Source organism: Ochrobactrum sp. MYb379 (assembly GCF_037479515.1).
In the GTDB taxonomy this organism is placed as follows: domain Bacteria; phylum Pseudomonadota; class Alphaproteobacteria; order Rhizobiales; family Rhizobiaceae; genus Brucella.
Genome location: NZ_JBBGYW010000010.1, coordinates 1 through 23,288, shown reverse-complemented (window position 1 = coordinate 23,288; position 23,288 = coordinate 1). Strand labels below are relative to the sequence as shown.

The following is a 23,288-nucleotide window of genomic DNA, read 5'->3' as shown; positions in this document are numbered from 1 at the left end:
AGAATAACGATCTCAGATAAGGATCGGTCGTGAAACCCTCGAAAATCATCGCCTCAGTTCTCGTTGTGCTTGCAGCTCTGATGCTGCCGTTGAAACTTGCCCTTGCTCAGGATGACAGTTGGCCCCGAACCATAAAGCACTATTCGGGCGAACTGACATTAAAGTCAAAGCCTTTACGCATTGTCTCGACCGCACCAAGCCTGACAGGCATTCTGCTGGCGATCAATGCGCCTTTGATTGCCAGCACTGCGACCACGCCAAGCATTCTCAGTGATGATAAAGGCTTTTTCTCGCAATGGGCTAAAGTTGCCGACGAGCGGGGTGTTGAGGTTCTGTATTCTAATCTCGATTTCGATATTGAAGCGATTATTGCCTTTGAGCCTGATCTGGTGATTGCATCGGCAACCGGTGCCGACAGCGTTTTGCAGCATTACCCAGAGCTGAAAGCACAGGGCATTCCGACGATGGTTGTCAATTATTCCAACCAAAGCTGGCAGGACATTGCAGCCGAAATCGGCAGAGCGACTGGTCTTGAACAGGAAGCCATCGCAGCGTCTGCGCGTTTTGACGATTATGCCGCCAAAGTGGCTTCGGAAATGGTAGCTCCCAGCGAGCCCATTACGATCGTGGGCTATAATATCGGCAACAGCTATTCGATCGGCAAGACCGACAGTGCGCAGGGGCAGCTTCTTCAGGCTCTTGGCTTTAAGGTGGAGGGGCTTTCGGCGTCACTCGCCGGGCAGGTGACACGCAGCTCGGACTTCGATTTTATATCGCATGAGAATCTTTCAGCCGCAATTACCGGCAAAAGTGTATTCCTGTTGCGTGGGCTTGATGCCGATGTGAGCGCGTTTTTGAAAGACCCAGTGCTTGCAAATCTTGATGCTGTGAAAAGCAAGCAGGTCTATCCGCTTGGCGCGACCTCATTTCGGATCGACTACTATTCTGGTATTCAGTTGATCGATATTGTGGCTGCCAATTTCCGTAAATGATCGCCGAAAACACCGCTCCCGCTCCCGCCTCTAGGGTGACAGCAACATATCTGCGCAAGCGTCGGGTATGGGGGCTGGGTGTCGGGTTGCTGGTGTTGTTTATCGCAATTATTTTGAGCTTTACGCTCGGCTCCCGCACGATCCCGCTTGGCGATAGTTTGCAAGCTCTATGGAAGCCCGATCTGCAGAATGATCAACATCTGATCGTTCGCGAACTACGTATTCCACGCACGGTAGTTGCGATTCTTGCAGGTCTTGCGCTGGGCGTCGCAGGCGCAATCATGCAGGCGGTAACGCGTAATCCACTCGCGGAGCCGGGGCTGCTCGGCATCAATTCGGGTGCAGCCGTGGCTGTGATCTTAGGGATCGTGGCATTTAATCTAACAAGCATGGCGCAATATGTCTGGTTCGCTTTTGCTGGAGCGGGTCTCGCAGGCGTGGCCGTGTTCATTCTGGGACAAGCCAATGGCACGGGTACCAATCCTGTGCGTCTGGTGTTGGCTGGCGCTGGACTTTCTGTTGTGCTGGCATCAATTACCGGCATTGTCATAATCAATGCACCAACGGACGTGCTGGACCAATTCCGAAACTGGTCGGCAGGCTCGGTTGAAGGCCGAGGCTATGATGTTATTCAGGTACTGGCTGTCTCCGTGGCAGCTGGCTTGCTGATTGCTTTTTCGCTTGCTGGCAAATTGAATGCGATTGCACTCGGAAAAGAACTGGGTGCTGCACTTGGCGTCAATGTTTATGCCACATGGTTCCTGTCATGCCTTTCGGTCATGCTTCTTGCAGGATCAGCAACGGCGGGTGCCGGACCAATTGGATTTGTCGGTCTGGTTGCACCCCATCTTGCAAGAACAATTGTCGGGCCAAATTATCGCTGGATATTGCCTTATTCGGCATTGTTTGCAGCTATTTTGTTGCTCGGCGCAGACATTGTGGGGCGCGTGGTTGCTGCGCCCGCAGAAGTCGCGGCAGGGATCATAGCGATGCTGATTGGCGGGCCATTCTTCATCATCATCGTGCGCCAGTTTCGATTGTCAAAACTATGAGCAATCAACGCAAATTCGTTTTCAGACTGGGAAATATCTCTATCCAATGGAGAGCACGCACGCTGGTCGTTTGCGTTAGTCTGATATGTTTTTTGGTTACGCTTGGCATATTGCATATAGGCACCGGAACGATGTCATTCTCGCCCGGCGAAATCTTCAATAGCCTGTTTGGAGATGCGACCAATCCGACCGCAGAGCGTATTATTATGCGTGTTCGGTTGCCCCGGCTTGTAACGGCGATTTTCGTGGGGGCATCGCTTGGTATGGCGGGATCGATTTTTCAGTCAATCTCGCGCAATGCGCTCGGTTCGCCCGACATTATCGGCTTTACGACGGGTGCTGCGACCGGAGCTATCGTTCAGATCATTCTCTTTAACGCTGGCCCCTTTGAAACAGCGCTTGCGGCAGTACTTTCAGGCTTGGGAACGGCCATGATTGTGTTCCTACTGGCTTTGAAAGGCAGGACGACCGGCGGTTATAGGCTCATTCTGATCGGGCTTGGTGTTGGCGCCGTTCTTTCGGGCGTAAATACCGTATTGCTGGTCGCCGGAGATATTGATCAGGCCGCTTCCGCTCAGCTCTGGCTCGCAGGATCGCTTAACACCAGAACATGGTCACACGCGATCCCGGCAGCAATTGGCTTTTTCATTGTTGTTCCCATTGTCATCTATTTTGCTCAACGCATCAGTCTGCTTGAAATGGGCGATGATGCAGCGCGTCAATTGGGTATTTCTGTTGAGACCACGCGTCTTGCGATGGTGCTTGTCGCTGTTGCGCTCACCTCAGTCGCCACTGCCGCCACAGGGCCGATCGCATTTATTGCACTGGCTGCTCCACAGCTTGTGCGTCGACTGACACACGCGCCGGGAGTGCCCTTGATTGCAAGTGCGCTTATGGGAGCAGTTTTGCTTGTTGGAGCTGATTTATTTGCGCAGCATTTTCCATTGAACATCAAGATGCCGATTGGACTAACTACAGGGTTACTCGGCGGACTTTATCTTTTATGGATTTTGACGAAAAAAGCTAAGTAATCCCATTATTATTCTGGAATTGGAAATATGCGCATTGCTGTATGCTTCAGTTTTTTGTTTGGCGCTTATTTATGTCTGACTGAGCGTGCAAAGCTCATGCTGGCCTATCCCAATTGCCAATAATCGCCGTGTGCTGGTCGAATGCTTTGCAAACGATTTTCTACACGTGTGATTTGTCCTCGTAGGGATACCGGCCAGCAAAAGTTATTTAAGATTCCAGATATTTCACGGTTACGCCGCGCTGGCGAAAATAAGCTTGCATGAGCTTTCTGCCTGAACGGTTATTTTGAACGAGTTTGGCCGGATCGAAGACGGCTTCTTTCGAACCCGTACGAGCCAATGCTGCTTTGAGGGTCGCAATATGCAAGTCGATGTCCAAATTATCTGCCTGGAGCGATTCATAAATAAGGTTTGTTGCTTCTTCTACGGTTATTTCACTCACACTGTCACTCCTGATGTTATTTCGTTGCTGCTTACTATAGTTTTAATTTTATCACTACCGCATTAGAGCGCGCTCCGAAATCTGTGAAATGGTTTTCGCACCAGGCTGCGCTTCTGGCGTTCGAGCTGCCAATTTTTGTGAAGAAGCCAGCTTGCTTAGTCCGGGTTCGAACCAATCAGACGCGAAAATGATGCGTTAAACGGAGCATATTTGCAAATATACTTGAAATTCATTTGGCCCCTGTTCGTCTGAATTATTTGTAAAACTTAAGCATGTCGATGATTTTATGTGATTATAGCCAATTTCAGGGATTACTTATTCTTGTTTAGTAATATTGTATTTTTTGGGGCCCTTTTCAGGGGGGTATTTCATTTGTCGAGTTTTATGGGGCGGGCATGTTTTCTTTTAAGAGTGGGTTGAAATTTCTGCTGCTATCAACGGCACTAATGACGCCGAATTTTGCTTTTGCGCAGAATATGCCTCAAGCCTCCGAAAATCTTGCTGATGCCGAATATTATGCCAATTGGGGGCTTGATATGATCAACGCCCTGCCAGCCTATCAGAAAGGCTTCACGGGCAAGGGTGTGGTCGTGGCGGTTGTCGATTCCGGGTTTGATGTCAATCATCCGGAGTTTGCCGGACGTATTTCGCCGTTTCTATATAATTTTGGCGACGATCAGGCTCCTGATAATGTCTTCCCAGAGCGCAAATCTGACACGTCGCTGAACGGACATGGTGTTCATGTTGCAGGTATCATTGGTGCAGGCCGTAATGGTTTTGGTATGCAAGGCGTGGCCTATGACGCCATGATCATGCCGTTTCGTGCGATTGAAGTCGCTGGCAGACGAGACGATCTCTATCCTTCAGACGAAGCTATTATTTATGCTGCTGATCATGGTGCCCAGGTTTTGAATGGCAGCTATGGTCCACCTTCCTTCCCACTTCCAAAAATTGATGGGAAGGCTAATCCATATTATCAGGTTCTGGATTATCAGCTTCAACTCTCTGATCCCGGCGAACTTGATCAAACATATGAAGCACTGAAATATGCGGCGGAAAAAGACGTGGTCTTGGTTTTTGCCGCTGGTAATGAACGACAAGATCAGCCCGGTTACTACACGTCCATGCCAAGTGGAATTGGTATGTTTCCGCTCATCACGCCGGATTTCATCCGTAGCGGAAACATCAGGTTTATCGATGCGGATCACCCTGATCTGAATTTAAACGATCCATCCACTTATACCTTTCTTGACCCCGCAGATCCCGATTTCGACGACATGGATTTCTCCGATCTGAAAGGATCCCTTATTGCTGTTGTTTCCGTTGGGCCAGATGGGAAAATGGCCCCCTACAGCAATGAATGTGGTGAGGCGGCAGAATGGTGTCTGGCGGCCCCCGGTGGGGCGATGACAAAACGAGGCGATCCAAAAGGCATCTACTCGACCTGGCCGGCTGGTGACCCGACGAATGACAATCAGGAATATCAATATTTGCATGGCACCTCGATGGCATCGCCGCATGTTGCAGGCGCTGCAGCCGTGGTGCGATCAGCATTTCCTTATCTAAACGCACGTCAGACGATTGAAACCATTCTCACAACAGCGACCAAAGAAGGTTTTGAAGACGAAGCGAAGTTCGGTCAGGGGCTTTTGAATCTCGGTGCTGCTGTCGATGGCCCTATGGCATTTCGCTATACCGGCGTTTTTGACGTCGATACGCAAGGCTATTCTTCGATCTGGTCAAACTCGATCTCGGGCATTGGCGATCTGACCAAGCGTGGCGACGGTATTCTCGTTCTTGATGGCAACAATAGCTATCAGGGTGGAACCAGTATTGTTGGTGGCGTTCTTGAGGTGAATGGCAGCATCACTTCACCCACAGATGTGTCAGAAGAAGGCACGATTGCCGGACTTGGCGCTGTTGGCGAATTGACCTTGTTTGACGGTGGTAACGTCGCGCCGGGCAGTGCATTCAACCCAGACAATGCCATTGGCACGCTGACCGTCAATGGAACATTCACGCAGCAAGCGGGATCAACCTATCTGGCGGATCTCATTGCAGGAAATGGGCCGAATGCTGGCGTTGATCAGATTGTTGTCGATGGAGCCGTTGATCTTCAGGATGGCAGTTCGCTCGAACTGGTGCACAATGGATCTTCTTCTGGTGCACAGGCCTCATCGCGTTCTATTTTGCTCAGTGCGACGGGCGGCGTAAACGGCACTTATGGCGAGATCGCTGGTTCATATGTTCAGGATGCGCGCTTTATCGATTTCGCGCTTGATTATGATGCCAACAACGTCTTCCTCGATACAAGCCGCTCAGATGTTGCATTTGCAGATATTGCAAACAGCCAAAACCAGTTCTCAACCGCTGTAGCATTGGAAAGTCAGGGAAGCGGCGGCACGCTCTATGATCACATCCTGTTTTTGAGACAGCAAGATGCTCGACAGGCTTATGACCAACTCTCTGGCGAAGCTTATGCGTCGATCCAGTCAACATTCATCAACAACAGTGCCTATACGCGTTCAGCAGTTTACAACAATCTGTCTCAAGCTTTCGCTGCCAGCAACCAGCCTTCTGAAAATGGGCGCTTGCCAACCATTTGGGGGCACGGATTTGGCGGTTGGACGAACCTGTCTGGTGATGGCAATGCAGCACGCTCGAAATCCAGTATTGGTGGTTTCGTCTCCGGCATAGATGCGCAGGTTTTTGATAACTGGCGTCTCGGGGTGCTGGCCAGCTACAGCCAGACAAACTTCCGTCTCAATGAGCGTATGTCGTCCGGTACCAGTGATGATTACACAATCGGCACTTATGCTGGTACCGAAATGCCTGTGGCACAGGGCGTTGCCGCATTCCGCTCGGGCCTGTCCTATACATGGCACAACATTGAGATGAAACGCGCAATTGCATTTGCTGGCTTCGATGACCGTCTGTCATCAAGCTATGATGCTGGCAGTTTCCAGGTGTTTGGGGAATTGGGCTATAAGCTTCCAGTCACCGAAAAGGCGAGCTTCGAGCCATACGCAAATCTTGCTTATGTTCGACTGAAAACAGATGCTTTCTCAGAAACGGGCACTCAGGGAGCAGGGCTGAACGTCGACGAAAACTCGATGAACACCACGCTTTCGACGCTTGGTTTCCGCGCGACAGCGACTTTGAACGAAAAGGTTATTCCCGTCAAAGCACGGGCAGATCTTGGATGGCGCCATGCATTTGGTGATGACAGATCAAACTCATTTGCAAGCTTTGCCGGATCTGATGGCTTTGTCATTGGAGGAACCAGCATTGGGAAAGACACCGCGTTGGTTTCGGGTGGTTTTGATTTTGAACTGAGCAAATCTGCTTTGTTGAATGTCTCCTATCAGGGACAGTTCGGATCGGGCCTCACGCAAAATGGCGTGAATGCTAATCTAAGAATGAAGTTCTAAGCCTAGCCCTTTCTTTTAACATTTGCGCTGTGTTGTATCGCACACCTATTTTAAGGAGCCGATCATTTGATCATGTCGGCTCCTTTTATGTGTTTCACGCTCAAGAAGGATGATGTTACAGAGTTGTGACTAGCCGATGGGTAGTTTAGCGTTTGATCCGGGAATGTATGCTCTGTTAAATCTGTCATCAGGCATATGGGGAAGGTTATGGTCGAGGCTGAACAGCATTTTGAGAGAATAAGCAACGCCGTTCAGGCTGGAGATGCTGTACGCTCATTTTCGGTTGCATCCTGGCAACGCTGTCTCAATGTTCATAAACTTGACCCATCCAATTCCCGGCGCATGCATGTGTTAAGTCAGATGGAGCTTAACGATGCTCTTGAGCAAAGCGAGATATTGCTGCACGTGTCATCTGTCGCACTGGACGATTTTTTCAACGCTGTAGAGGAGATAGGCTGCTGCGTCCTGCTTTCCGATGCAAATGGCATTCCGCTTTCGCGGCGCGGTTCGCAGGCTGATTTGAAAGACCTCACGCAATGGGGATTGGCTCCCGGAGTAAACTGGAGCGAGCCATTTCAGGGAACGAATGGCATTGGAACTGCTTTGGTCGAAGGGCGCTGCCTCACCGTGCGTCGAGACCAGCATTTCTATGTCGACAAGGTCAATATCAGTTGCATAGCCGCACCGATTTTTGATGCGGAGGCCGGAATAAACGGCGTTTTGAACGTCACATTATACAAAGATGAGCAATATAGTTGGCAGACGCAAATCGTTCAAACTCTGTTGCTGAACACGGTACGTCAAATCGAGGAGCGATTGTTCCGCCATGCATATGCATCGGCGCGCTTTGTGTCTCTTCCTGATGTGCCGGGAACTGGTCTTCGTCTTCTTGCTCTGGACCCCTATGACATGGTTATCGGTGCCACGCGCGCTGCGCGTCATTATCTGGGCATTGTGCCGAAGATGCTCAAAGAGGGATTGGTTGCAGGAGATCTGTTAAATGATCGTGCGTCAGACGATTTCGCGCAGGCGGAATTGGGGGTCATTCAGCGTGGCCTGCGCCGTAACAAAGGCAATGTTTCAGCAACGGCTGACTCGTTGGGTGTAAGCCGTGCGACAATGAAACGGAAAATCACGCAATATGCGGTCAAAAAAAACACGTAATGGCTCAAGCTTGAGCCACTTAAAGACGTAATAGTCTGTTGGCCAGATGACATGCCTGTTTGAGTTCGACATCTTTTCTCTATTGCTGCCTTTGTTGAAGCGCAGCGCAAACTGGAGGAAAGAAATTGACATCACAGACCTCGAAGCGTCCCGTTACAGGCTCTTTTTCAGACAAGGCAGCATCCTATTTAAATTATATTGATGGAAAGTTCGTCGACGACGGATCAAGTTATATAGACGTGCTTAATCCCGCGACAAATGATGTGCTTGGACGGGTGCCAGAAGGCAGTGCTGCAATCGTTGATCAGGCAGTAGAAGCTGCGCGTAAGGCACAACCAGCTTGGGAAGCTTTGCCAGCTATCCAGCGTGCAAATTATCTACGCAAGATTTCCGCCAAGGTGCGGGAGCACCGTGTCGAACTTGCTGATGTGATTGTGAAGGAACAAGGCAAAGTACGCGGGCTCGCGCAAGTCGAAGTCGATTTCACCGCTGACTATATTGATTATATGGCGGAGTGGGCGCGACGTCTTGAGGGTGAGATTCTTACCAGCGATCGTCCAAACGAAACGATGCTTTTGTTCCGTAAACCGCTGGGCGTTGTTGCGGGCATTTTGCCGTGGAATTTCCCGTTCTTTCTTATTGCGAGAAAACTTGCTCCGGCTTTGGTCACAGGCAATACAATTGTCATTAAGCCGAGTGAAGAGACGCCACTCAACGCATTTATCTTCGCACAACTTGTTGCAGAGACGGATCTTCCAGCGGGTGTTTTTAACCTTGTTGGCGGGCGCGGTGCAGTTACAGGTAATGCGCTGATCAACAATCCAGCGGTTGATCTGATCACTTTCACCGGAAGTGTTCAGACAGGTAGCCATATCATGCAGGCAGCCGGCAAGAACCTGACCAGAGTCAATCTTGAATTAGGGGGCAAGGCTCCGGCAATTGTTTTGAAAGACGCTGATCTCGATCTTGCCGCTAAAGCAATTTTTGACTCACGCGTGATCAATACTGGCCAGGTCTGTAACTGTGCTGAGCGCGTTTATGTTGAGCGCGCTGTGCATGACGTCTTTGTTGGAAAACTCAAAGCCTTGTTCGAGAATACGAGATATGGCGATCCCTCAAAGAGCGATGACCTTGATATGGGGCCGCTTATCAACAAGCAGGCTCTGGAGAAGGTTTCAGCCGCAGTAGAAAAAGCCAAGAAACAGGGGGCAGAAGTTCTCACTGGCGGTAAGGTTGCGGACGACCGGCCGGGCTTCCACTACCAGCCAACACTGATTGTCGGAGCCAATTCTGATATGGACATTATGCGGACAGAAACATTTGGCCCAGTTCTGCCAATACAGATTGTCGATAGTCTCGATGAAGCCATCCAATGCGCCAATGATTCAGAATATGGCCTCACCTCGTCTATCTATACCAACAATATCAACGCTGCCTTGAAAGCCAGCCGTGAACTGAAGTTTGGCGAGACATATATTAATCGCGAAAACTTTGAGGCAATGCAGGGTTTCCATGCGGGACGTCGCAAGTCTGGTATTGGTGGCGCTGACGGAAAGCACGGTCTTTACGAGTTTACGGAAACGCATGTCGTTTATATTCAGGGACACTAAAGCCCATCCCGAAAGTGTGAACGTTTTTCGGAAAAGATGCGCGTTAAAACTAATATTTAAAGCGCCGATCTGGTTAGATCAGATCTGTGCTTTCGTTCTTTGTTTAAGACCGTGCTTTACCGGAGACCGCATTGTTTCTTTGAGGATAGGTCTTCGGTATACGATCTATACGTGGCGACGCGGGTCGCCACGTCTTCTCTTGTCATCGGCAAGATGCGCATGGACTAAGTGGGCTAGAATTTGATTTTGACGAGGCCTTTGATAGAGTTCTCAACGAAGCCTTTGCCAAACTGACCATTGTAACCCACACTCAGGCTTACAGCCTCGTTGAGGGAAAGCATCAATGCATTGTCGATGGCAAATACATCGCGCGTGATTGGTAGTCCGCTTATCTCAAAGCTGCTGTTGTTGAATGAAAACAAGGAACGCGCATTTTGATTGCCAAAGCTGTGGCGCCATTCAGGCGTTACATAGAGTTCAAGCTGCATTGCATTTTCGAGCTGCCATTCGCTCTGCAAACGAATGCCAAGCGATGAGATAGTGTTGCGTATCGATGATTGCTCGCCGTTGAGATTGACCGCGAAGGTGCTGTTAAATGCATGCTCGTTGAAACTATCGCGGTTCGTCTGAATATAAGCCAGCCCACCAAATGGCTCGACGGTAATCGCATCCCATTTGAACTTGTAACCGACTTCACTGAAGACCTGAAAGCTATCTGCGCGATATTCACTCTCAAGCGTTTGTGGTGTATCAAAAATTGGAAATGAGCGCTGCATGGAAATGTTATGCCAGCTATAAGCGCTGCCCAAACTCAGCCTCCAATCTTCGTAGTTCCAACTGCCATAAGCACCAATGTGATAGCTTTTTGAATGCGCAGTCGACCCCAAAGCGTCGATGTTAAAGTCAGTGTTGCTGATACCAGCCATAATGCCAGCGCGGATGTCTTCAACAATGGTTGTATCAGCACCTACGAAAAGGGCGGTGCTGTTTTGTTGCAGGTCACTATATTCGGGATAGGATTTGGTCGTGCTTTCCGTATTGATCGCACGTGACCAGACAACGGGACCGTCTTCTGCAAAGGCATCGCGCAGACGGTCATTGATAGTATCTCGTGTGTGTGATGAACTTTGTTGCAGAGCACTGAGAAGAGATTGATGCGCTTCGCCTGTAAGCTGTGACAGTAGCGACCTTACAGCCTTTTGATTGGTTTGTAGCAGTAATGCTCTCCCAAAATTGTCGGATAATCCGCCATAATCAAGGGCCCGACCAACTGCTCGCTCGTTGGGTGTTTCACCGGCGCTGGAGATAAGCACATTGTTGCGCGCAAGCGTGAGGTAAACATTCTGCAGGTCATAGAATAGTGTCGGAGCTACATATATGAAAGGTGATGCACCATTCCAATTCACAAGACCATCATAGGTTGTTCCATTCAAGCCGCCTTGGGCCGATAGTATTGTATAGCGGTGGTTGACGGTGAAACCACTCTCTTGACCTTGCGTTATCAAAGACACATGTCCGCCAAGTGTTGCCGTTCCCGCAATAGTGATGATGTCGTTGTTGCCGTAAGCATCAATTTCAACTTCATAGGCCGAGCTGTCAGAAGCAACGAAGTTACCGCCGACCGTTATGGTTCCTACAGTTGTTCCCGGCGCTATTGTTCCGTCATTTGTGAGGTTTCCGGCAACTGCCCAACTGCCACGCAAGGAGGATGTAGCATCGACAATCATAGTGCCCGCAACGGCAATTGCGCTGGTTGGTGAGCCGCCCGCTACATTTGAGTTGTGACTTAATAGTATATTGCCTTCGACACTCGCTCCGGTCTGATGGAAATTGATATCGGAGCTTATCGCGTGGAAATCGCCATGCAGTCTGGATCCTTCACCAAAACTGATACGACTGCTGCCGCCTGTCGATTTGAAATGACGCACACCTTGTACGCTGCCATTCCATGTCACATTGGCACCGAGAGTTACATCCGTATAACCGCTTGTCTTTGCGTCATTGTCTATAATGTCGCCTATGACGGTGGATTGGTCGGCGATAACTAAATTAACCGCACCCGTCTGGGCTGGTAACACATCGCGCTCGACGTGAAGCAAAACACCGTTGTCGCTCTTTAGATTTGATGTGCCGTCAATGTTCAGATTGATTTGTGCATTATCTTCGGTGAACCGCGCCACTATTGTGCTTAGTTTGCTTTTAACATCTGTGTTCACCAGTGTTACATTGGAACTGTCCGCGACGGCGATGCCATGCGCATTTGTCGAAATAACGCCGTTGGCGAGTGTGAATGCGCCTTTGTTTACCGATGCCCCATCGGCAAATGCGCCATATGTTTTAATCGTCGTATTATCCAGATTAACAGCGCTATCGGTCTCAACAACGACGCCATGGGCATGTGCACCTTGTGTGGTGATGTCTCCCTGTCCGGTAATGGTGGCGCCAGCCTTTGCATAAAGCCCCAGTGCATCATTGCCTTCAGTTTTCACGCTCAGATTGTCAATTCGTAATTTTGCGCCGTCAATGACAGCAGCGTGCGAAGCGTCGCCAAAGGTCTGAATGGAGCCTGAAATATCGAGTTCGGCCGCGTTTTGGGCAAAGGCACCGTAAGCGTCGTCTCCTTTTGTAATGATGCTACCATTCTGCTTAACGCTGTCCGTTTTTCCCGGTACTGCAATCAGTCCAGCTGCAACGCCGTAGGCGTTGTTGCCATTTGTGCTCACGCGGCCTTTGCTATCGATCGTGCCGCCACGGTTTGCAAACAGGCCAATTGCATTGTCGCCAAGTGTTTCAATTGTGGTGTCAATAAGGGTGATCGACGCCTGAACATCAGCAAAAGCACCGAAAGCATTGTCCCCTGTCGTTTTGACAACAGTGGCCGTTGCGGTCAGGTGCCCCGGCGTGTAATCAACGCCGGGCATTATGGAATCTGTGTTTGCTAGAAGGCCGATAGCATTCAGACCATGGGTTTCAATGCTAGAGTTGTCGATCGTAATTGTGCTGTCTTTTTCTGCATGCGCACCGAAACTACTGACACCTTCTGTTACGATATTCGCTGTCCCGCTTATCGTGCCAGTCGCATAGGCATGCAGGCCGTAAGAACCATTGCCAATAGTGTGAACAGAGGTGCCGGATAAGAGAGTTACCTTTGCCGGTCCTGCCGTTGGGTTGGTGTCGCCCGCCTGAATCGCATGGGCTCGCTCTCCGGTGGTGATGATTGTTCCATAGCCAATAACTTGCCCCCCACGAACGGTGTCGATGCCGCGCCCGCGAAAGCCGGATGTGGAAATGTTCGTGCCTTGCCAGTAAATGACACTGCCGGGCTCGGCTGCAAACAGGCCTGTTGCGCTGCTGCCGGATGTTGACACGTTTCCGAGACTCGAATGGATAATGCCGCCGTCGGTAGCATAAAGACCGTAACCATTCGTATTGGATTGCGTCGTGACGACATCTGGCTGGATGTCCACTGTTTCCCCATACCCGGCTTTAATTTGCCCGGTCTGGGCGTAAGTATTTTCAAACGCAGTCGCAAAGTATATTATGAATGTATAAGATGTGTATATTATAATATTATTAATATTCATCTTCAATATCCAAATAAATAAAATTATAATTGCAATTAATATTTCACGTTATTTCAAAATTATCAATTTTATTTTATATTTGTTCTTATTCTGTAGGCAGGAATTTTGCAGATGGTTGCAGGAAGCGTTTGACTTGAAAAGCTGTTAGAATATTCCGGATCTTGGCAAAATATTCAGCCCATGCTCGTCGGGGCGCCTTTTTTAGGCGACCAGATGAAAAGAAAACGAGATGACATTCAGGAAAAATACGTAAAACATATGATAAGAGCGCTGATCTGCTCACGTCAGATCAGCGCTCTAAAATTTTGAACTGGCCTGGCTTACGCTTCAAAGGTCAGTTTAATGGCCGGGGTATCAGCTTGCCCTGAGTTTTACGGGCACGGACTTATAAGCGGGTATCCAGCTTTGTTTATCGACATCTTCCAGCCCGATCAGGCAGTTTGCTTCTGGATAATAAGCTGCGACAGAGCCACGCGAGATCGCATGAGCAACCAGTGTTTGTGAGGACAAAACCCTTTGGCCCGCAATGACGTCGACAACGTCACCATTTGCGAAGCCAAGATCGAGCATGTCGTCTTCGTTTACAAAAATGACATCGCGGCGACCGGTTATACCGCGATAACGATCATTCATGCCGTAGACGGTTGTATTATATTGGTCATGGCTGCGAATTGTCATGAGTGTCAGTTCGGAATCGTCGCGGCCATCATCTTCATCCGTAGTTGCCTCGACAAGGAAGTGGGCTTTTCCGTCTGGAGTGCCCCACTGACGCTCAGATGCACCGACAGGCAAACGGAAGCCTCCTGGAATGCGAATACGGGCATTAAAGTTATGAAAGTCGGGGAATACTTCTTCGATTTTATCCCGAATACGATCGTAATCGGCAATTAGATCGTCCCACTGAATCTTAGTGTTCGGAATAGCAGCTTTTGCAAGTCCGGCAATAATAGCTGGCTCAGATTTAAGCAGATCGGACGCAGGCTTTAACTTACCCGACGATGCATGAACCATCGCCATTGAATCTTCAACAGTGATCGACTGGCGCCCGGTCGCCTGAATGTCGCGCTCTGTACGTCCAAGACAAGGCAGAACAATGCTTTCGCGTGCCGTGAGAAGGCAAGTCCGGTTTAACTTTGTGCAAATCTGAACACTCAGGTCTAATTGTTTGAATGCAGGAAAACTTGCCTGCGGATCACTCATTGCAACTGCCAGATTGCCACCCAATCCTATGAAGGCTTTGGACTGGTGATCGCGCATAGCAGCGACAGCTTTCACTGCATTGTGCCCGTGCGCGCGTGGCGCATTGATACCAAATGCTTTATCCAGGCGATCCAGAAACGCCTCTGTTGGTATTTCAGTGATGCCAACAGTACGATCGCCCTGAACATTCGAGTGTCCGCGCAGCGGGCAAATGCCCGCTCCCTCGCGCCCGATATTCCCGCGCAGCATGAGCAGGTTCGTTAGCTGTTGCACCGCTTCGGTGCCGTGGCGATGTTGTGTTATGCCCATTCCATAGCAAATGATAACGTTCTTTGATGAACAGTAGACCATCGCCATTTGTTCAATGGCTTCACGTTTCAAACCGGAGCGCGCGGTAATTTTTTGCCAGCTGGTAGTTTCAATATCAGCTTTGAGTTCTTCAAAGCCGACCGTGTGCTCCGCTATAAATTCAAGATCAAGCAGGCCCTGTTCACCGCGCTGAACCTGTGCATGATCTTCCTCAAACAGAGCTTTCATCACGCCTTTGATTGCCGCGACATCGCCGCCAACTTTGACCTGATAATAGGAGGATGCGAGTGGTGTCGAGCCAACCGTCAGCATCTGAGTGGGCGATTGTGGATTTTCAAATCGCTCAAGACCGCGCTCGCGCATTGGATTGAGCACTATAATAGGTTTGCCGCGCAAAGACACAGATCGCAATGTCCCGAGCATGCGCGGATGATTGGTTCCCGGATTATGGCCTATGCAGAACACAGCATCAGCATGATCAAAGTCTTCGAGTGTGACCGTGCCCTTGCCGACCCCTATCGATTTTGGCAGCCCAACACTGGTGGCCTCATGGCACATATTGGAGCAATCGGGAAAATTGTTGGTTCCAAACTCACGTGCAAAAAGCTGAAACAGGAATGCGGCTTCGTTGGAAGCGCGGCCAGACGTGTAAAACTCGGCCTTATTGGCATCTCCGAGGGCCTGCAAAGCAGTTCCAGCCCTCTCAAAAGCTTCTTCCCACGATATGGGAACAAAGTGATCGGTCTTTGCATCATAGCGCAATGGCGTGGTGAGGCGTCCCTGCGCTTCCAGCTTGTGATCGCTCCATTCCCATAATTCAGAGACGGTGTGTTGTGCAAAAAACTCTGGATCAACTCTCTTCGGTGTTGCTTCCCATGTAACAGCTTTCGCGCCGTTTTCGCAAAATTCAAAAGACGAAGTGTGTTTTGGATCGGGCCATGCGCAGCCGGGGCAATCAAATCCATCTGGCTGGTTCATTTGCAGCAAAGCACGCGTGTTTGTGCTTGTACCCATCTGATCACGAACTGCCTCTGCGACAGCTTTAAGTGCGCCCCAACCGCCCGCCGGTCCGTGATAATCCTTCACACCCTTTGTTTCGTCAGTCATAATTTTGCCCCTAATAGCTCAAATGGTAATGTTGATATTTTTATTCACCTTATGTATTTGGATATTGAACAAATCTGCTTTTTAATGAGATTTATCTGTTTTGATCTGCTCGTATTCGCTGTCTTGAGTAAATTATATATTATAATTTCATGAATGATATTAGAATAATGTATAAATAGCCTAGTATGGAGGCACGGAAGTTCGGGTCACTGTAAAGCCGCTTCCCGAGCGAATTTCGGGTTCGGAGCCACACGAGAGCGCGTTTCGATCTGATTGAATCAGATCGGCGCTCTAACTATTTGTTTTGACGCGCATCTTATCCGAAAACCGTTTCACACTTTTCGGGATGCGCTCTAGAAAGAGGCTTTCAAGGTGACGTCAGTTTAGAGGCTGTATTAGCAAGCAGATTCGTTCCCGGAATTTAAATTCCGGGAATAGACAATGTGGTTGTGAATAAGAAACAGCTTTAAATTATTTCATTTCCCGATCAATGTCGCGTCGCAATATGATAGCGGTTGTCAGATCTTCGACAATGTCATGGCCTGCGAGAAGGTCTCTCACGCGATTAAGACCATCAATTGATGCGGCTTCAAGTTCAACGATGAGATCAAGCTGACCACTGACTGATGACACGCGCCGCACTTCAGGGTGCCGGGCAAGTATGTCCAGCAATTCATGCGCAGGCGTTCGACGGAGATTAATCAACAGGGCGGCACGGATTACATTGGCATCAATCTCGCCGATGTCTGCACGATAGCCTCTGATAACGCCGTTTTTTTCGAGATTGGTGACGCGTTCGCTTGTAGCACTGCGCGACAGGCCAATACGTCCGGCCAGCGTTTTAAGCGCAATTCGTGCTTCTTTCGACAAGATTGCCAGTATTTCGCGATCTTTGGCGTCTAGTTCACGCATTCCAATTCCATTCACAGTGCCGGACATATGCCGGTCTATTCCGACAATGTGCCGGTTATCCCGACAGGATACTTGATGCCTGAAAATGGTTGACGTGCCAAGCTGCCGACAACAAATCTAACCCGGAAAACTGTTTATGACCGATCTATCTCATCCAGCGCCCCAGTTCTCTCCAATCGATGCTGAAAAGCTTGCCAAAGAAATATTTGGCGTTACCGGAAGCGCATCTGCACTTGATAGTGAACGGGACTGCAATTATCGGCTGAAAACCGAAAGTGATGCTGGCTGGATTTTGAAAATCGTCAATGCCAGTGAGCCAAAGGTTGAAAGCGAGTTCCAGACAGCGCTTTTCCGTCATCTCGCAAATGGCGCCTCCAAACTGGCTGTGCCTTATCTTAAGCCAAGTCTTTCCGGTGATATGCTTGCATCCACCACTGCTGCCGATGGCGAAAGCTACGCCGTGCGGCTTGTTGGCTGGCTTCCGGGTATCCCAATGGCACAAGTCACGCGCACCTTTGAACTAATGCGCAATCTTGGCCGCTCGCTGGGTGAATTGGATCAGGCGCTTCAGGGCTTCATTCATCCGGGTGCTTTGCGTGAACTTGACTGGGATCTGCGTCATGCTGGACGCGCACGCACGCGTCTGCACTTTGTCGGCGATGCAGACAAGAGGGCATTGCTTGAGCGTTTTATCGTTCGCTTTGAAACACTGGTTGCGCCTAAGCTTGCAGGTCTGCGCGCGCAGGTCATTCATAATGACGCGAATGACTGGAATATTCTGGTCGATAAGCAAGACAATGAGAAGATTGCAGGGCTGATCGATTTTGGCGATGCTGTTCATACGGTGCTGATTGCAGAAGTGGCGATTGCATGTGCTTATGCAGCGCTTGATACGGAAGACCCGATTGGCGCAGCCGCAGCATTAGCTGCAGGTTTCAATGAAAAATATCCGCTGAAAGAAGAAGAAGTCGATCTGCTATTTGATCTCATCGCAATGCGGCTTGTCACCAGCGTGACATTCTCGGCATCGCGCCGCGATCAGACAGAAGACAATCCATATCTCGCTATCAGCGAAGCACCGGCATGGAATTTGCTGGCCAAGATGGATGCAATGAATCCACGCTTTGCTACCGCTATTCTGCGCAAAGCCTGTGGTTTTGATGCGATTTCAGGCGCTGGCGCAATCCGCAAATGGATTTCCGATAACCACAAAACCTTTGCGCCAATCGTGCAGCCTGCACCGGCTACCATGACCAAGGCAATTGTGCCTTATGGCGATGAAACGCACTTTATGACGGTCGCATCTGCTGAGCAGCGTGCAAAAGAGGCAACCGAGTGGTGGGATAATTTCTGCGCCGAAAACAATATCGAGCTTGGTATTGGTTCATGGGGCGAAAAGCGCACTGTTTATACGGATACGGCGTTTGAATCGCGCTTCATCGATGGTCAGCGCCGCATTCATCACCTTGGCGTTGACTTGTTTATGCCTGCTGGAACGCCGCTTTATACGCCGCTTGATGCGACGGTCAAAAGCGTTGAAGTGGAACGCGAACCGCTCGGTTATGGCGGTCTGGTAACGCTGTTGCATAGCCCGGAAGGTTGTCCGCCATTCGTGACCCTTTGGGGGCATATGGCGCAGGAGGCTTTGGATCGTCTGAAGGCAGGGCAAAAGCTCAAAGCCGGTGATCTGGTTGGCTATATGGGTGATATTCATGAGAATGGTGGATGGACTCCGCATCTACATTTCGGCATGACCACCGATCTCAATTTGACTGCAACGGAAGTTCTCGGTGTGGGCGAAACGGCGTATCTGGACGTTTGGGCTGATCTCTTCCCGGATGTCGCTGAACTGGCCGGTATTCCGCCTGAGACTTTCCATCAGGATGGTTACACACGTGCAGAGATTATCGAAAAGCGTAAGCAGATTTTGCTGCCAAACCTTTCAATCTCTTACTCCGAGCCGATCAAGTTCGTGCGCGGCGAGGGTGCATGGCTGATCGACAACACGGGCCGTGCCTATCTCGATTGCTTCAACAATGTCTGTCATATCGGCCATGCGCATCCTGAAGTGGTGGAAGCCATTGCGCGTCAGGCAGCGTTGCTCAACACCAACACCCGTTATCTGCATGATAATATCGTCAATTATGCGGAGCGTTTGACAGCCACATTGCCGGAAGGTCTGACGGTTGCCTCTTTTGCTTGTTCGGGCAGCGAGGCAAACAGTCTGGCGCTGCGTATGGCGCGAAACCATACCAACCGCAATGAAGCAATTGTTCTCGACTGGGCCTATCACGGCACCACACAGGAGTTGATTGATCTCAGCCCCTATAAATATAAGCGCAAGGCCGGTAAGGGCCGTCCGGCGCATGTTTATGAAGGCACAATTCCTGACAGCTATCACGCTCCGGAAGACTGGCCAGTCGAGGAACACGCAAAGCGCTTTGCAGCCAATATCGCAGAGCATATTGAATCCATGCGCAAAGAAGGACGTAGTCCGGCATTTTTCATCGCGGAATCCATTCCAAGTGTCGCTGGTCAGGTGTTCCTGCCAGAAGGCTACCTCAAAGAAGTCTATGCGATGGTTCGCGCCGCTGGTGGCGTTTGCATTGCGGATGAAGTGCAGGTTGGCTTTGGCCGTGTCGGCAGCCATTGGTGGGCATTTGAATTGCAGGATGTGGTGCCGGATATCGTCACCATGGGCAAGCCTATCGGTAACGGACATCCAATGTCGGCAGTTGTCACCACGCGGGAAATCGCTGATAGCTTCAACAACGGCATGGAGTACTTCAACACGTTTGGCGGAAATCCGGTCTCCTGTGCTGCTGGTCTCGCGGTTCTTGACGTGATCGAACGTGATAAGCTGCGCGAAAATGCGCTTGATGTCGGTAATTATCTGCTGGACGGTTTCCGTGCGATGCAGAAGCGTTTTGACATTATCGGTGACGTTCGCGGTAGCGGTTTGTTCCTCGGTATTGAGCTGGTAACAGATCGTAAAACCAAAGCCCCTGCAACGGCTTTGGCGCGCGCAATCAATGATGGTGCAAGAGCGCGCGGTATCTTGATGGGTACTGAAGGCCCGCATGATAACGTGCTGAAAATGCGCCCATCGATGGTGTTCAGCCGTGCCAATGCAGACCATCTATTGAGCGTATTAAGCGATAGTTTTGAAGCTGCTTTGAAATAATAAATAGCTCACTCGCTATTCTGAAGGTCGCATCTTTATATCCGCAAGGAATAAAGGTGCGACCTTTTTGTTTTGGAGTTTGGTTGCAAAAATTGAGTGGTAACAGCGCCGACAATATGCCGGTCAATTCCGGCAATGTGTCGGGCTTGCAGACATATTGCTGGATGCTTGAAAACAAAGCCTGTGCCAAGCTCCGTCATGAAGGTTGATGGTGAACCATAGCCCTAAAACAAAAAGACAAATCCAGAGGAAACCGAAAATCATGAATTCCAGGATTAAGAGCCTGATTGCTGTCGCAGCTGTAGCAATCGCTGCAACGTTCTCGATTGCTCCGGTACAGGCGGATGAACTTGCCAAGCTCAAAGACGCTGGCAAAATGCGCATTGCGATGAGCGGTCAGTATCCTCCGTTCAGCTTCACTAATGAGCAGAACGAAGTTGTCGGCTTTGACGTCGCGATTGGTTCTGCGATTGCTGACCGTCTGGGCGTAAAGCCAGAGATCGTCACGACACCATTTGACGGCATTATTGCTGGTCTTCTGGCGAAGAAATATGATGCCGTTGTGGCTTCGATGACCATTACGCCAGAGCGCGAAAAGGCTGTTGATTTCGTCGGCCCATACTACCACGCTGGACGTACAGTCGTTGTCAAGGAAAGCTCGCCTGTTCAGAAGCTCGAAGAGCTGAATGGCAAGACAGTTGGCGTTACGATGGGCGATGCCCATGAAAAATGGGCGAAAGCTCAGGGCGACCTGACCGTGCGCACTTATAAGGGCCTGCCAGAAATGCTGATCGACCTTGAAGCAGGTCGTCTTGATGCGCTGGTTATGGACAGCATTCCGGTGATGATCGCTGTTAAGGAAACTGGCCAGAAGGTTCGCATTCTCGAAACTCCGAATATTGACGGCGCACGTGAAGCGCTCGGCATTGCTATTCGCAAGAACAATCCAGAACTCAAAGCCGCTATGCAGAAAGCATTGGACGATATGCTTGCTGATGGCACTTACGAAAAAATCTCAATGGAATGGATCGGTAGCGACATTCGCTAGCAGGTTTTCCAGCCCGGCCCATTTTGTCATAACCGATAGAATGGGCCGGTTTATATGAGTTTTCGGAGTGGTTTTATGGATCTAGCGTTAATGCAGCGCGTCCTCCCGTTTTTTCTGGAGGCTGCGTGGGTCACGGTGCAGATTTCTGTACTCGCTCTTCTGCTGGGCTTTGTGATTGCCGGTCTTTTGGTGGCTGGTCGCCTGTCAAATAGTATCGTCTTTCGTTCTTTGGCCGGTGCCTATGTCAGCATCTTTCGTGGCACCCCCTGCCTGGTTCAGTTGTTCGTCCTTTATTTTGGTGGGCCGCAGATCGGTCTGGAACTTGAGCCATACGCAGCTGGCGTCATTGGTCTTGGTTTGAACATTGCAGCCTACATGGCTGAGTCCATTCGCGGTGCAATTTCAAGCGTTGATAAAGGGCAGACAGAAGCCGCCCGCTCGATCGGCTTTGATCGCGAACTCACGCTTCGGCTGATTGTTCTGCCGCAGGCAGCGCGCCTGATGATCCGCCCACTGGGCGTCAATGCTGTAGCGCTTGTTAAAGGTTCGGCTCTGGTTTCGACAATCTCTGTTGTGGAACTCACCTATACCGCGCAGCGCTTCATCAGCTCCACATATAAACCCTTTGAGATATTTGCGGTTACGGCCGTTCTCTACATGCTCATCGTCTATGTCGTTGTTATGATTGTCGATCTTCTCGACAAACGTTTTGCGCCACGTTGAGGGAGGATTAAATGCCAGCTCTCGACTTCACTATTGTTCCTCCCTATGCAGAACTGCTTCTCGCCGGATTGTGGTGGACGCTTGTTCTCGCGGTGTCATCCAGCGTTCTAAGCTTTGCCTTTGGCATCTTTTTCGCGCTCGTCGTGCTATATGCGCCGAAAATTCTGGCCTATCCGATCCGCTTCTTCATGTGGCTTTTTATGGGGACGCCGCTGCTGTTGCAGCTTTATCTTATATATTACGGGCTTGTTCAGGTTGGCGTTGATATTCCAGCTCTCTTTGCCGGGATTATTGCTCTTAGCCTGCATTTTGCGGTTTATAATGCCGATGTTTTCCGAGCCGGTATTGTTACGGTTGATCCGGGGCAAACGGAGGGTGCACGTTCAATCGGCCTTAGTCGTGGCCAGACCCTGCGCTACATCATAATCCCGCAGGCAATCCGGAATACGATTCCGCCGATCGGCAACAATATGATCGTTCTCCTTAAGGATACGTCGCTTGTTTCGATTATTGGGATTGCTGAGCTTGTTCATAGTGCACAGATCGCGATCAGCGAAACTTACAGCCCGTTTGAATTTTATCTGACCGCCGCCGTACTTTATTACGCTGCCAATCTCGTTATGGAAGCTGGCCTGCGGCGCATCGAAAGAAAAGTGGAGGTTACGCGATGAGCGCCCTGAACCCAATGGTGGAAGTTAAAGGTGCCCGCAAAGCCTATGGTGCGCTTGAGGTGCTCAAGGGTATTGATCTCTCCGTGTCACGTGGTCAGATTATTGCGATCATCGGCCCGAGCGGCTCGGGCAAAAGCACGCTTTTGCGCTCCATCAACCATCTTGAAACGCTGAATGGCGGCGAAGTCTGGCTTGATGGCGTGCAGGTTAACCAGCCGCTAACCGGCAAGGCTTTCGAAAAGCATATCAACTCTGTTCGTCAGCAGATGGGCATGGTGTTTCAACACTTTAATCTCTTTCCGCACATGACGGTGATGGAGAATATTACGCTGGGGCCAATAAAGCTTAAAGGCATGTCAAAAAATCAGGCGCGGGAACTGGCGTCGGATTTGCTGTCTAAAGTCGGACTATCTAGCAAAGCCGATGTTTATCCATCGCGTCTTTCGGGTGGGCAGAAACAGCGCGTCGCAATCGCGCGCGCATTGGCAATGCAGCCGAAAGTTATGCTTTTTGATGAAGCGACCTCTGCTCTTGACCCGGAACTGGTCGAAGAGGTCAATCTCGTCATGAAACAGCTTGCGGCTGAACATATGACGATGCTGATCGTCACCCATGAAATGCGCTTTGCGGGAGAAGTGGCAGATAAGATCCTGTTTATGGATGGCGGCGTTGTCGTGGAAGAAGGCAAGCCGAAAGACTTGCTTACCAATCCTCAGAATGATCGCACGCGTAGCTTCCTGCGGACGTATCTTGCACCGAATGGAATTTAATGCGTATCCTGAAAAGTGTGAAATCGTATAAAAGCGGCGGGCCAAAGGTCCGCCGCTA

Annotated in this window: 15 protein-coding genes; 11 read left to right on the top strand and 4 right to left on the bottom strand. The window is 50.1% G+C overall.

Translation table 11 applies throughout. From position 1 onward, the window contains the following. Window positions 1-29: 29 nt before the first annotated feature. From fepB to WH356_RS16985, 3 genes are read left to right on the top strand one after another with little or no spacing between them, the layout of a single operon-like run. Window positions 30-992, top strand: coding sequence for a Fe2+-enterobactin ABC transporter substrate-binding protein (gene fepB / locus WH356_RS16995; protein WP_339512910.1), 963 nt, complete (start codon window positions 30-32; stop codon window positions 990-992). Further along, the gene (locus WH356_RS16990; protein WP_339512908.1) at window positions 989-2,044 is read left to right on the top strand and encodes a FecCD family ABC transporter permease; all 1,056 of its coding nucleotides are present in this window, start codon (window positions 989-991) and stop codon (window positions 2,042-2,044) included. The genes fepB and WH356_RS16990 overlap by 4 nt, the downstream gene beginning before the upstream one ends. Further along, on the top strand, window positions 2,041-3,075 hold the full coding sequence (locus WH356_RS16985) for a FecCD family ABC transporter permease (protein WP_339512906.1): 1,035 nt from the start codon (window positions 2,041-2,043) through the stop codon (window positions 3,073-3,075). Before WH356_RS16990 ends, WH356_RS16985 begins: the two co-directional genes overlap by 4 nt. Before the next feature lie 208 nt (window positions 3,076-3,283). Here WH356_RS16985 and WH356_RS16980 read toward each other — a convergent pair whose 3' ends face one another. Continuing rightward, window positions 3,284-3,517: a hypothetical protein gene (locus tag WH356_RS16980; RefSeq protein ID WP_339512904.1), complete on the bottom strand. Its 234-nt coding sequence runs from the start codon at window positions 3,515-3,517 to the stop codon at window positions 3,284-3,286. Between the two features lie 395 nt (window positions 3,518-3,912). Here WH356_RS16980 and WH356_RS16975 point away from each other — a divergent pair, with 395 nt between their 5' ends. The 3 genes from WH356_RS16975 (at window position 3,913) to aldA (ending at window position 9,722) form a co-directional block, all read left to right on the top strand. Next, on the top strand, window positions 3,913-6,948 hold the full coding sequence (locus WH356_RS16975) for an autotransporter domain-containing protein (protein WP_339512902.1): 3,036 nt from the start codon (window positions 3,913-3,915) through the stop codon (window positions 6,946-6,948). A 207-nt stretch (window positions 6,949-7,155) separates the two neighbouring features. Next, a complete protein-coding gene (locus tag WH356_RS16970; protein ID WP_339512900.1) occupies window positions 7,156-8,112 on the top strand; it encodes a GAF domain-containing protein in 957 nt (318 codons plus the stop codon). Between the two features lie 125 nt (window positions 8,113-8,237). After that, window positions 8,238-9,722 (top strand): aldehyde dehydrogenase, encoded by a 1,485-nt coding sequence (gene aldA, locus WH356_RS16965; protein ID WP_339512898.1) that lies wholly within the window; start codon window positions 8,238-8,240, stop codon window positions 9,720-9,722. Between the two features lie 233 nt (window positions 9,723-9,955). Here aldA and WH356_RS16960 read toward each other — a convergent pair whose 3' ends face one another. The 3 genes from WH356_RS16960 to WH356_RS16950 all read right to left on the bottom strand — a co-directional run bounded on the left by WH356_RS16960 (window position 9,956) and on the right by WH356_RS16950 (window position 16,834). Next, window positions 9,956-13,189, bottom strand: a complete 3,234-nt coding sequence (locus WH356_RS16960; protein WP_339512896.1) for an autotransporter outer membrane beta-barrel domain-containing protein — start codon at window positions 13,187-13,189, stop codon at window positions 9,956-9,958. Between the two features lie 471 nt (window positions 13,190-13,660). Beyond that, a complete protein-coding gene (locus WH356_RS16955; protein ID WP_339512894.1) occupies window positions 13,661-15,922 on the bottom strand; it encodes an FdhF/YdeP family oxidoreductase in 2,262 nt (753 codons plus the stop codon). 471 nt (window positions 15,923-16,393) lie between these two features. Further along, window positions 16,394-16,834, bottom strand: a complete 441-nt coding sequence (locus WH356_RS16950; RefSeq protein WP_339512892.1) for an Lrp/AsnC family transcriptional regulator — start codon at window positions 16,832-16,834, stop codon at window positions 16,394-16,396. Between the two features lie 136 nt (window positions 16,835-16,970). Between WH356_RS16950 and WH356_RS16945 the strand changes: the two genes are divergently transcribed. The 5 genes from WH356_RS16945 (at window position 16,971) to WH356_RS16925 (ending at window position 23,230) form a co-directional block, all read left to right on the top strand. Then, window positions 16,971-20,018, top strand: a complete 3,048-nt coding sequence (locus WH356_RS16945) for an aminotransferase class III-fold pyridoxal phosphate-dependent enzyme (RefSeq protein WP_339512890.1) — start codon at window positions 16,971-16,973, stop codon at window positions 20,016-20,018. A 262-nt stretch (window positions 20,019-20,280) separates the two neighbouring features. Continuing rightward, window positions 20,281-21,066 carry an ABC transporter substrate-binding protein gene (locus WH356_RS16940; RefSeq protein ID WP_339512888.1) on the top strand — a complete coding sequence of 262 codons (786 nt, stop codon included), beginning with the start codon at window positions 20,281-20,283 and terminating at the stop codon, window positions 21,064-21,066. Window positions 21,067-21,141: 75 nt separating this feature from the next. Continuing rightward, a complete protein-coding gene (locus WH356_RS16935) occupies window positions 21,142-21,789 on the top strand; it encodes an amino acid ABC transporter permease (RefSeq protein ID WP_339512886.1) in 648 nt (215 codons plus the stop codon). An 11-nt stretch (window positions 21,790-21,800) separates the two neighbouring features. Continuing rightward, window positions 21,801-22,460: an amino acid ABC transporter permease gene (locus WH356_RS16930; RefSeq protein ID WP_339512884.1), complete on the top strand. Its 660-nt coding sequence runs from the start codon at window positions 21,801-21,803 to the stop codon at window positions 22,458-22,460. Then, the gene (locus tag WH356_RS16925) at window positions 22,457-23,230 is read left to right on the top strand and encodes an amino acid ABC transporter ATP-binding protein (RefSeq protein ID WP_339512882.1); all 774 of its coding nucleotides are present in this window, start codon (window positions 22,457-22,459) and stop codon (window positions 23,228-23,230) included. The genes WH356_RS16930 and WH356_RS16925 overlap by 4 nt, the downstream gene beginning before the upstream one ends. Window positions 23,231-23,288: the final 58 nt, after the last annotated feature.